Source organism: Parapontixanthobacter aurantiacus, from assembly GCF_009827635.1.
GTDB lineage: Bacteria > Pseudomonadota > Alphaproteobacteria > Sphingomonadales > Sphingomonadaceae > Parapontixanthobacter > Parapontixanthobacter aurantiacus.
The window spans coordinates 872,804-883,859 of sequence record NZ_WTYW01000001.1 but is presented as its reverse complement, the minus strand read 5'-3'; the positions used below and the strand labels follow the sequence as shown (position 1 = coordinate 883,859).

Below are 11,056 nucleotides of genomic sequence, written 5' to 3'. Positions count from 1 at the left end.
TAGATTACCGGACACAACTCCACCACATATCACACGACCACCCGGAATACGACGCAGCTATCTTCACCGATCGCCCCATGCTTGGCCTCGTAAGCAGCACGCGCTTCCGCTTCCGTCTGACCCTCGCCCACAATGATCCGGTGCCAGCGCTGAACCCCTACCGGCATCGTGCCTTCCAGCGCCTGCACCCTTGTCCTCAAATTGCGCATGACGTTCCCTCCAATGCTTTCCAGTTCCGTGCCGCAATAAGATCGCGCCAGTTGTCGGGCTGCATTCCCGGCAGACGATCGGGATGGCGCTCGATCGCTTCGCATACCTCGACCATCCGCGCTTCAAGCTGCTCGTCGGTCAGGTTCCATAGGTGAGAACCGAGACCGGCTTCCAGGACCGTCACACGTCGATGCAGATGCCTGCTCATTGCTTGTTCTCCAATGCTGCAATCCGCATTTCCAGATCCCCGGCTTCCACCAGCGCCTTGTGCGCCGTCAGCAATGCCATGACCCGTCCTGCCTCGTCGGGCGTCACTTCCCCAGCCGCGACGGCCTTCAGCAATGCAGCAGAAGCCTTCAGCGCATCTTCGGCAGTCGAAATGGGTGGAAGGTCGAACGTCACCGGGCTGTCCTTGCGTGGCGGTGCAATGCGATCGAGACACAGACGCAGCGCAGCCGTGTCGCCTTCCAGCGCCTTGCTGATTGCGGCGCGGGTCAGCTGCTCGTGCTCGCCTTCCAGCAAAGCCTCGACGGCCAGCGTCGCCTTGTTGCGCGCACCGGGCTTGCGACCGCCCAGCGAATTGCCCTCAGCGAACGTGCCATCCGTTTTCCGACCGTTTGTTTTCGGATCGTCAGCCATCGTCGTAATCGCTCATCGGCCGAGGAAACTCGCGCAGCCAGTCGAAGGCGTCGAACTCCTCATCGATCGAAAAGTCGCCAAGACTGTCCGGCACAAAAGGAACAATAGGCACAAAAGGTCCGGTAGCGGCACGCGAGCCAATAGGGTCAATAGCGCCAATAGGTCCGGCCATCATTGCACCTCCAGCGTGAAACCCGGAGGCGGTGGTGGCATGCCTTCGAGCGGGTTCTTCAGCCCTGCGTCCCGCGCGCCCTCGAATGTTGGAGCGCCGTAGTAGCCCGGAAAACTGGCGTGCAGGTGTCCATCATGGATTAGCAGCTTCGCCTTGGGATCGTAGCGGCGAACCTGTGCCTTCAGCCATTCCATCGACTTGCCGGGAGGCGGCAGCATGTCGAGCGAGGAACCGTCGAGGTGTTCGCTATTCCATGCGGGTTTATATCCTCTGCGCCGCATGTCGTCCTGGTAGGCCTGGTCGCGATAGCCGCTGGTGAAGCGAATGCCGGGGATAGCGTCCTTCAGGTCCGCGAACACATTGCGGCCCCCGCTTTCCCCTTCTATCGCGAAGCCCGGAGGCGGGGGAGGAATCGCCCCATCCGACCCCCCGGCGGCTTCTGCCCCGTCTCCATTGCCGAACAGTTCTTCGCGTGCTGCCTCACGGGCTTCACGAATCGCTTTCTTCGCCGCCTTGTTCTGCTGCGCAATGTTCATCGCGGCATATTCGTCCGACGCAATCAGTTCGGCCAATCCCTCGTGCGTCAGCCGTCCAGCTAATTCGTGGTAGCGATCGTACTCTTCCGGCGTGTAGTCTTTCCTCTCCCCGTTCTCGGTATATTGCTTACCGGGGGCGCTCACGTTCTTTCCGATCCTCAGCATTTCGGCCACGACGGGATCGTTCTTCGCTTCCGACTGCCAGAATGGCGACAGGATATCAGGCCCCAAGCTATCGAACTCGATCTGCCTGCCAAAGACATCGCGACGGGGAAGGAGATCGCTGCTCAATCCCGGAATGCGCGAGCGGATGGCTTCCCCGATGCTTTCCCGTTTGCGTGAGACAGGATCGATAGCCCTAGCAACGCCTGCAACCCCGGCTGGCACGGTGAAGGCACCGACAGTCCGGTTGAGCCAGTTATCCGCATAACGCCCCGGATCGCTCAAGCCCTCGACGAAGGAAGAGACCCCGGACAGCCATACCTTGCTCGCCAGATTGCTCATGAACGAGGCAGTGACCATCATTAACTTATCGTCGCGTTGCCGTTCGCTTAAATTGTCGGGAAGCGTTGCGAGGTCCGCTGCCATGCCGATCGTTGTCGAGAACGGGTCCATCCGAGAGTAGCTGATCCAACGGTTGCCCACCTTGATGGAATAAGGCTCCCAGCCATCGGCATAGAGCAGCCGCGCCTTCCCGGAGTTTGGCGGCGTGCTGCCTGTCACCCGTCCATCCAGCGCAGCCTCATAGATCACCGCTGCGAAGCCGCTTCCCAGCATGGCCTTCGCAATCGCCAGATCGCGCCGCGAACCGCCCGCCACGAATTCCTTCCGCCATTCTGCGAGGGCCGGTGCGGCCGGAGAGCGCTCGACGGCGAATTTCAGCAGGTTGATCGGAGTTCGCACGAACGGAATGATGACCTTCGCGAACAAACTATCAGTGGTCATTCCGGAAATCTTTTGGCCGAAAGGTCCAAGCTTGGTCTGAAATGTCAGGTAGCGTCCGTATTCCAGCGCACGTTCGAACATCTCGTCCGTTGGATCAGCCAGCAGTTCCGCAATTCGGGCTTCGCGTTCTTCCCCCTTCAATCCCTCTCGGTGAGCAATGCGGAGGGCCTGTGCGTTCAGTTCCATCCGCCGCGCGATGCCCTTGAAGAACTGATCCTCTGCCGTCAGAAACCGCGTAGGGAGACGGATGACTTCGCCTTTCTTCCCGCTAATGGCCTTGTACTCGTCACCCTCGACCTTCGATACGAAGTCGTCGGCTTCGCCGGTCCGCAATCCTCTTGCGAAAAGCTTTGCCCCTTCCTTCGCGCCTTGGATAAGTCCGAAAGCGCGCGCTCCCACTTCGCTGCCCAGAATTTGCTCTTTCGCCGCCTTGCCGAGGACGGCTTTGCGTGCTGCACCGATGACAGAAGCAGTGGCGTATTCAGGAACCTGCGCGATGGCCGTGAGGCTATTGCTGACCATGTTGACGATGTGCGTAGGAGGGTTCGACAGCAACATATTGATGTAGAGTTCGGCAACCTTGTCCTTGAACTTGGGGTTCGCCGCCTTCTTCACCAGCGCATTGAACTTACCCGGCGAGAGCTCCGCTGCATCGATGATGATGTCCGCAGTGTCCTGCAAACGATCGCCGCCACCACCCGCGCGAACGAGAGCGTTGAGAACATCGCCACGAAACTGCCGACTGTCCGCTGCCTGGCGAAACTGTTGCAATGCTCGACCGGCTTCCGCCGTCATGCCCGCAACCGATTCCTGAATGGCGACATGGCGCGTCCAGATATGCCGGAACCGCGCGAGTTCCTCCGCACCGGGGTCATCGCCCCTCGCTTTCAGCCGCTTCGCCGCGTTCACCAGTTCGTTCGCGCTCTTCGCCAGTATCTGCCGTGCGGCCAATGCCTCTTCCGCGTTGAACGCCTGGCCCTTTCGGCGCGACAGCAGCTGTTCGGGAGTCATGTTCAATTCCGAGGCCAGCCGTTCGGTCTCGGCCTGTGTCACCCGTCCGCGTGTCGCCGCATCGAACCCGCCCACGGCATTGTAGGAGGTCTTGAGCGCGCGACGTATGTCCTGCGGGGTCTCCAGCTTCGATACATCGATATTGCCGACCCGCTCGATCGCATCGGATGGCCATTCCTCGTAAGCCTCGACCGGCGGAAACGGTGCATCGTCCGAGGCAATGCCGCGATCCTCGTAGATTGGCCCTCGCTCGGTAATCTCCTGTTCCAGTTGCAGGCGTTCTGTCCGCAGCGCATCGAACGCTTCCACTTCCGGCGCATCTTCGGGACGGAAGCGACGACCGGCACCACCGTTGTAGGTATCGGACAGCGCGTCGAGGAACGTGTTGATGTCCGGACGGTCCGAGAGTTCCGGGAAGTAACCTGCTTCCCATGCCTGCAAGGCGGCATCGTCGAGGCTCATGCCCTCGTCGTTCACCAGCGGACCGAACCGTGCCTCCTGTCCAACATGATCGAGACCGCGACGAGGCGCATTGTTCAGATCCATGAACGACAGTTCGCCGCCTTCGTCCCGCAGACCGCCCTGCGTCCTTAGCCAGCCCACCATGTCGAGCGGGCCGACCTTGGGAACCTCCTTGCCGTCATAGGAACGGATGGTGGTGCGTTCCAAGGCCTTGCGTTCATCCAGCGGCTTCGCCTGTGCGAAGCGTCCTGCATCGATCGCAGCAGCTTCCTCGACCCCATCGACCGCATTACCCGGCAACGGCAGAACATCGTTTGGCTGGACGTTCTGTGCAGCTGCCAGACGTTCGGCGTCGGTTGCCGGATCGAGCAGGCGGCGTGTCGTGCCTTCCGGGATTGCCGAGACCGAGGGCGCGGCCTCCATTTCCATCGGCATTGCGTCGATCCGATAGCCGGGAGGGGGCGGGGGAATATCGCGCCCCTGCGGCATGTCCAGCGCTGCATCGAGCGCCTGTTCCTCGCCATAGCCCTCGACAGCCTCTCCTGCCGCCTTCGTGCCCCTGTCGCCGTTCCTGCCCGTCACAGCACGATAACCGCGCGCAACGATCGGAGCGCCGTATTCGATCGCCTTACCACCAACCGCTCCGACAATAGCCCCAGCCGGAACCCCGATGGCCGCACCCGTCAGCCGGTCAGCCGTCGAACCGTCCGTTCCGAGAAAGCCTTCCGCACCACCATAAACCGCGCCGACCTTCGCCAACTGCGGGACCGTGCGTGCTGCCTGTCCGTAGGGAATGACCACACCCGAGGTCAGCGCCCCGGCAATCTCGCCGCCGGTCGCGGCATAGGGATGGTTGCCCTGATCGTAGTCGAGGATCGCTGCGTTCTGCTGTTGGTTGTTGAGCCATATATCGGCCAGCCGCCGGTCGCTGTTCCAGACGCTTTCGCGCCCAGCCGTTCCGCCCAGCGTATCGACAATGGCGCCAGCCTCATCAAGACCCCCAGCCAGAAAGCCTTCCGCGAAACCGCGCACCGCCGCCCCGCCTGCGCCGTCGCCGGAATCGATCGGAATACGCACGCCGCTTTCGTAGAGCACGGAAGCGTTGACCGAGGAGGGATCGGCATCGCGCTTCGCCACCCAGTCGCGCAACTCGTCCTCGCGGGTCGCGTGACCGTTGCGGGCAAGGAAGGCAATGATCTCGTCAGCCGTTCCGGTCTTCAGCAGTGCCAGATATTCCTGTTCGGCTTCCGCCGACAAGCCGCTGTTTGGCGTCGGCGTGTCCCAGAACTTCGCGATGGTCTCGCGCTCCGGAACATAGTCCGGATCGGCGCGAAACTCCTCCGGCGACTGGTTGACCGTTGAATGCAACGGACCGCGCCGGTTGAGGCGAGCGCCCCTGTCCGCAGCCGCATAGTCGGCAAGGCGTTGCGGCTGATCCTGAAGGTATTGCGGCACGACCACCGCATTGCCGCTTTCGAGCATCGCCAGTCCTGCATCGCGATCATCCATCGTCAGCGGAGCGACCGGGCGTCCGTAGGACATATGCGCCGTATCGCCCATGACGACCGGACCATTGCCGAGCCGGTCAGCCAGTGCGGCCCGTGACTGTTCTCCGATCGGGATGGGCTGGCCATCGCGGTCCCAGCCCTGCTGTCTGAGTTCCGGCGCATCGACGCCCAGCAGGCGAACGCGTATTTCTCCCGCTTTCACCGTATCGCCATCCGTCGCTTCCGGATCGACCAGCGTAAAGCCGGGGGGCGGCGGCGGAATGCGCTTCGCCTTCTTCTTCGGCATTTCCTCTGCAGACTCGACGAGGGTGAACCCCGGCGGAAGGGGCGGCAGGCTCACTTGACCGGAACCCATTTCTTGCCGTCGAACTGGATCTTGTTCCCGTTCGCATCGGTCGCGGTTGGTCGCGCCGGTCCCTGCCGGTTACCACGCGTTGGCCGAATGTCCTGCCCCCGGCGGCGGTCTCGGCTGCTGATGTCCTGTCCGCGCCTCACCCGCGTGTCGGTCAAGTCCTGACCGCGCCGCGTCGTCGCTTCCCGCACCCGGTTCGCGCGGCGGTATTCGTCCAGCCGCTCCTCGCGCGTGTCGATGAGGCTGTCCGTGTTTCGGTCCATGCGCTCGTTGTCGATCTGGTCATCCTCGATGTCCCAATCCAGCTTGCGCTCGTCGAGGACGGTTTGAAGCTGCTTGCGCGTCTCCATTCCCTGCATCTGCAACTCGCGAACGAGTTCGGGCGAATACTGGTCAGGCAGCTGTAACTGCGCAGGATCGATACCGTATTGGCTATAGAGCCGGTAGGCCATCGCACGCGCCCGGTTGTAGCTGGGCTGGTCGTGAACGCCGCCGAGCAACTGCATCGATTGCTCGTTCAGGTCGCTCGCCGTTTCCAGTTGCTTTTGCTGCCATTCCGCCGTGCTTGCGCGAAAGTCGATCGCGCCTTCCGGGTCGTACTTCACGTATTCCGCCCACGGATCGGGCTTTTCTTCCTGCTGCGGCTGGCCGCTCATGGCGATGCGGGTTGCAGGCGTATCGCTCATGCCCATCGCCGCCGGGTTCGTCAGAGGGTAGGGCGTGATCGCGCGATTGTCCGGTAGGCCTTCAGGCGGAACCGCAGGGCGTTCCTCGCCAAACCGCGTTCCCGGTGCCTGTTCATGCTGCGACAGTATCAGGTCGGCCAGCGACTTGCGCGCATTGGTCTTGCGTTCGGTCTCGGCTTCGAACGCCTCCCGCTGGGCGCGCAGTGCCTTGTAGCGTTCGGCCTGTTGCGCGATGTCGGCCAGGTTCACCTGCGCCCCTTGGGCCGCCATTAATGGAATACGGGTATCGAGTGTCATCGGACAGCCTCCCTCTGGCGTCGTGCTTCTGCGAAAATGGCAGGGTCAAGTGTGTCGCCTGAACGGGCGATCATGTCGGCCATCGCCTCGTTACCTTCGTCGGCGAGGATGTTCGCTGCGTTGAGCGCCGCTGCTTCAAAGCGCGTGCCGATGTCGGAGCGACCCTGCTCGTTCTGGAACGCGGCGAACTGCGACAGGAGGAACACGAACACTTCGGCGTCCCGCTGCTCACCCTGCAACGCGGCCATCCGGGCGAAGGTCAGCGCCTCGACGAAGCCGATGACGCGCAGGGCTGGATCATGCTCGTTCTGGTTGACGGTCTCCCAAGCATGGCAGGCCATCGACCGTTGGGCGGCTATATGGCCTCTCGCGGCCAGCTTGGGGGTCTCGATGGGATCAAAGGGCGCAACCTCGACCCCACGACTGCCAATTCTCTCCGTAAGGACCCGGCGCATCAATTCGGAGCGACTTACCTTTTCGGCCTGCGCTGCTCGTGTCAGCGCTTCCACGAGCTCGGGGGTGACCCGAAAGTTGAGCATTTCCGTTCGCATCGCGTCCCCGCCCGTAATCGATATATGCGATTTGTCTTACACTATTTAATCGATTTTGTCGATAACAAACGGTTCCTCGCGCGTGGTTATCCGCGCTCTCGTCACGAACCAGACGCTGTGTTAGAAACTCCTAAGGAAACTTGTGCTATTAAAGCGCGCAACTTCGGCGATCCGATGGGGGGTATGATGAAGAAAAGCTTTTTTGCAGCGATATGTTTGACCTTGAGCGGTTGCATAGGGGGGACACCAGTATTCTCTGAAGTTGCTAAGTTCGATGCACTGCCAACAGCACCGCAAGGAATTAAATTAGCACTTGTTCCTCTAAATGATCAGGAAGGTGACATTGAATTTTCGACCTATAGGCAAACGGTGAAAGCACGTATGGAGGCCCAAGGTTTCCAGATTGTCGAAGATCCTACACATGCGGAGTTATGGGCTTTCTTCGATTATGGTGTCGGTGACCCTCGGTCAGAAAGTTTTTCATATCCCATATTCGGCCAAACAGGGGGCGGAACCACTTACCATTCCGGTACCGTGAACTCATCAGCCGGATCGGCCACTTTTTCAGGTACGTCTACGCAGATGCCGTCTTTTGGTTTTGTGGGTTCGGGCAATGGAACACGGACCGTTTACGATCGCTTTTTTGTTCTCGAGATCGTCGATCCTTCTAGGTCGACGCAGGAAAAGGTCGAAATAGTCTATAGATCAAATGTCAGAAGTTCGGGAAGTTCAGGTACATTTCTTCCCATCTCTGAGTGCGTCTTTGAGGCAGTCTTCGAAGAGTTTCGCGGGACAGGATCAAAGAAGATAACCGGGCGAAAATGCTTCAAGGGCTAAGCTTAGCTTACATACCAGATTAGGTGGGCGAACCCGGTTCTAACTCGCAAATATCCACTGGGAACGCTTTGGATAATCCGGCACATTAACGTTTTCCTACACGGTCGCCATTCGTCCAACTGGCGCAATGTCCTGGAAGGCGCCAACCTGCATCTCTCATTGCTTGCGTGACGATCTAGCCCTCACGCTACGATGTGAATGCGGACACGAGGCGCAACCCGACCTTCGGCAACTGCGACAGGCCTGCCGGATGGCATGTGGCGAAGAGACATTTGCGGCGCTGGCCAGTAAAGCGAAGTGCTATCGTTGCGGATCACGGCAGGTCGAAGTGGTTATTTCAGAGCGTTAACCGATCTTTGGCAAAGCACTGATTACAGCGAATGCGTTGCGACGGTGCATTGCAACATCGTGGGGCCGGCATCTCCGTTCATTTGCTCAGCTGGCCCACACCCCCCAAAAAGAGAAAAGCCGCCGTGACAGGAGGCGACACGACGGCTCTGTCATCTGGCAGGATGTTGACCATCCTGGCGACCCGAATGACTCTTTGACGGTACGGCAGGCTTCATGAGCGAACAAGTCAACTCGCCGCAAAAAAAGGGGCTGCTGCCATAGGGAAGGACAACAGCCCGCTCTTAGTCAAAACACTTAAGCCGACCCGCAATGATTTACGGCTCAAGTGCGTCGCCTTTATAGTGTCAAATTATCGTGCCAAGCAGTCGTAAGTTTGCCCAGTCTCAAATTGATACAATTGGCTGGAAAATAAGGCGAAATGCTATCGCTGCGGATCGCGAAAAGTCGAAGTGGTTTTAGAGCCAAAGCAGCGAACTGGACGAAGGGCATAGTTCGGCGCATACATGGATCATGAGATTGATCGCTGCCGCGGTGGCCTTAGCCACCTTGTTTTTGACGGGCTGCAACAGTCAGGCCGACGAAGAACGAGCCTACAGGCAAAGTCTAAGCGCCGTTCGCGACATAATTTGCGCTTCCGATCGCACCGACGTTAGCTTGGGGTTAGAGAAATTTGCTGTTGCTGCTGAAGGGCTCGATCCTGAAACACGAGAAGCGACGATCGACGATATAGTCAACGACATTGAATGCCAAAGTGGCACTGCCGTTATGGTTCCCCCACCGCCCGAGGGGTTCACACGAATTAATTGATCGTCCAGCCTTCGCGTATTTTCCCGTAATTACGGGTCGCCATCTATAACTGGCGATCCCCCTCCCCCTTTTTACGGTGTCCAAAAACTCCGCCAATCATTCGGGTACCGAGACACCCACACGCCCCTTGGCATGCGTAAACTGTGCGCCAGCTTGTCTCAACGTCGCGGCCAATTTCTTGCAGCTTTCAGCATTGATCGATCCGCCTGACTCGAAACGAGCTACGGTCGCATAACCAACCTTCGCGTTCGCCGCCAAATCCTTCGCCGACCAGCCAAGGCCTGACCGCGCCATCTTACAGTGAGGTGCTTTCATGATGATAGAGAATATATCAGAAAGGGGATTGACGCAATAGAGATCGGTATGATAGATATTCTATCAGCCAAGGCATGAGGCCAAGGCGGCTGACCGGGAGCTACTACCTTCCCAGCCAGCCTAATCGCCACCCTTAGTGAGAAGGGCACGACTATGAGCACCAATACAAAACGACGCGACCTTTTGAAAGTCGCACCTCTCTGCGCCGTCGCAGTAGCACTTCCTGCAACTGCCTCCGCAGTATCCGACCGCACGGCATGGGAAAAGGCTATGCGCGCCTATCTCGCCGCCAAGTCCGAGGATGCGGCGTTTCTCGCCGAATGGCGCATCACGTCCGATCGTTGCAAGGCAGCTTGCGAGCGCGTCCCGCACGAAGCGTTCCCCAGCGATCCCTATACCGGCACACCGGGTCCAATTACGACCGACAACGCGTCGTTCGTCCGTAGAGCGCGGCGCACCGTTGCCGACCTTGCTTCGGGGAGGATGCACTTCGATGATCGCCCTGATCTTCGCGCGCACCGCAAGCTGTGCCAGGACGTTGCCGCCGCAGCCGACCGGCGCGACGAGCAGGTTCGCCGGGTTCGCAGCAGCTTCGCAATGGACGAGGCCGACGACATGGCAGAAGAACTTTGCGACCGCGTTTGCGCAACCCACTCCGCCCTTATGGCTATGCCTGCGCCCGACCTTGCAGCCCTGCATTGGAAACTCGATCAGTTACGGGATCAGGATGGCGATATGGAAAGCTGGGCCGCCCGTTATGTCGCACAGACCTTCGCGGACATCGCCCGCCTTCTTCCGGCGGCAGCGTGAACCATGGGCGCGCACAACATCGGGAGGGCTTCGGCCCTCCCTTCGCCTGTGCTTCTCGAGAGCGCAATTCGCCACCTTTCGCGATCCGAACTGGCCGACCTATGCGAACACTTGATCGACCGGCTGGACTGGATGGACCCTGATCCCGATCTGGAGCCTAATGGCGACGAATTGGACGGAACCATGGGAGAGGACGAGTTCTGCACCCACAGCGTTCCTGGACGCTTACAGGGTGCAGGTTGTCCGCTGGCTGATGGCATCGAGGAAAGCGACGAGGATTACTGCCTAGCCAGCGATGATCGTGGATCGAGCGGACCAGCTGCCTTCTTCGCCGGATATTCGCCCCACAAGGCGTTCGAGTTCGACGAGGACTGCGAACGGTGGAGCCAGCCGGTTCACCTAAGCTGAAACATTAAAGTTGGACGATGGGCTGGCCTTCGGGCCGGCCCCTTTTTTGTAAACCGATAAAGCCTTTTCTTGTGCGCGTGCACGCAGCCGTAAAGCTCATTTGTCCCAAATAGAGAGTGGTTAGCTGCGCCCCGATTTTTTTCAGACTCCATCGTCGTT

12 protein-coding genes and 1 pseudogene are annotated in these 11,056 nt (G+C 59.7%); 4 read left to right on the top strand and 9 right to left on the bottom strand.

The annotated features are described in order from the left end of the window. Positions 1-29: 29 nt before the first annotated feature. The 8 genes and pseudogenes from GRI38_RS04310 to GRI38_RS14335 form a co-directional block, all read right to left on the bottom strand. A complete protein-coding gene (locus GRI38_RS04310; RefSeq protein WP_160681664.1) occupies positions 30-209 on the bottom strand; it encodes a hypothetical protein in 180 nt (59 codons plus the stop codon). Continuing rightward, the gene (locus GRI38_RS04305) at positions 197-418 is read right to left on the bottom strand and encodes a hypothetical protein (protein ID WP_160681663.1); all 222 of its coding nucleotides are present in this window, start codon (positions 416-418) and stop codon (positions 197-199) included. Before GRI38_RS04305 ends, GRI38_RS04310 begins: the two co-directional genes overlap by 13 nt. Continuing rightward, a complete protein-coding gene (locus GRI38_RS04300) occupies positions 415-849 on the bottom strand; it encodes a hypothetical protein (protein ID WP_237487346.1) in 435 nt (144 codons plus the stop codon). The genes GRI38_RS04305 and GRI38_RS04300 overlap by 4 nt, the downstream gene beginning before the upstream one ends. Continuing rightward, a complete protein-coding gene (locus GRI38_RS04295; RefSeq protein WP_160681662.1) occupies positions 842-1,024 on the bottom strand; it encodes a hypothetical protein in 183 nt (60 codons plus the stop codon). The genes GRI38_RS04300 and GRI38_RS04295 overlap by 8 nt, the downstream gene beginning before the upstream one ends. After that, the gene (locus tag GRI38_RS04290) at positions 1,021-5,838 is read right to left on the bottom strand and encodes a thermonuclease family protein (protein WP_237487345.1); all 4,818 of its coding nucleotides are present in this window, start codon (positions 5,836-5,838) and stop codon (positions 1,021-1,023) included. Before GRI38_RS04290 ends, GRI38_RS04295 begins: the two co-directional genes overlap by 4 nt. After that, positions 5,820-6,818, bottom strand: coding sequence for a hypothetical protein (locus tag GRI38_RS04285; protein WP_160681660.1), 999 nt, complete (start codon positions 6,816-6,818; stop codon positions 5,820-5,822). Before GRI38_RS04285 ends, GRI38_RS04290 begins: the two co-directional genes overlap by 19 nt. Next, positions 6,815-7,159, bottom strand: coding sequence for a hypothetical protein (locus GRI38_RS14045; RefSeq protein WP_237487344.1), 345 nt, complete (start codon positions 7,157-7,159; stop codon positions 6,815-6,817). The genes GRI38_RS04285 and GRI38_RS14045 overlap by 4 nt, the downstream gene beginning before the upstream one ends. Before the next feature lie 138 nt (positions 7,160-7,297). After that, a pseudogene (locus GRI38_RS14335) lies at positions 7,298-7,357 on the bottom strand (hypothetical protein); the annotation flags it as partial. Positions 7,358-7,393: 36 nt separating this feature from the next. On the opposite strand from GRI38_RS14335, the gene GRI38_RS04275 reads away from it, so the two are divergent. After that, positions 7,394-8,206, top strand: coding sequence for a DUF4136 domain-containing protein (locus GRI38_RS04275; protein ID WP_160681658.1), 813 nt, complete (start codon positions 7,394-7,396; stop codon positions 8,204-8,206). An 861-nt stretch (positions 8,207-9,067) separates the two neighbouring features. After that, complete coding sequence (locus tag GRI38_RS04270) at positions 9,068-9,364, top strand: hypothetical protein (protein ID WP_160681657.1); 297 nt, start codon at positions 9,068-9,070, stop codon at positions 9,362-9,364. A 96-nt stretch (positions 9,365-9,460) separates the two neighbouring features. Here GRI38_RS04270 and GRI38_RS14330 read toward each other — a convergent pair whose 3' ends face one another. Further along, positions 9,461-9,658, bottom strand: coding sequence for a helix-turn-helix domain-containing protein (locus tag GRI38_RS14330; RefSeq protein WP_160681656.1), 198 nt, complete (start codon positions 9,656-9,658; stop codon positions 9,461-9,463). Between the two features lie 174 nt (positions 9,659-9,832). Between GRI38_RS14330 and GRI38_RS04260 the strand changes: the two genes are divergently transcribed. Continuing rightward, complete coding sequence (locus GRI38_RS04260) at positions 9,833-10,489, top strand: hypothetical protein (protein ID WP_160681655.1); 657 nt, start codon at positions 9,833-9,835, stop codon at positions 10,487-10,489. Positions 10,490-10,492: 3 nt separating this feature from the next. Beyond that, positions 10,493-10,897 (top strand): hypothetical protein, encoded by a 405-nt coding sequence (locus tag GRI38_RS04255; RefSeq protein WP_160681654.1) that lies wholly within the window; start codon positions 10,493-10,495, stop codon positions 10,895-10,897. The last annotated feature ends 159 nt before the right edge of the window (positions 10,898-11,056 follow it).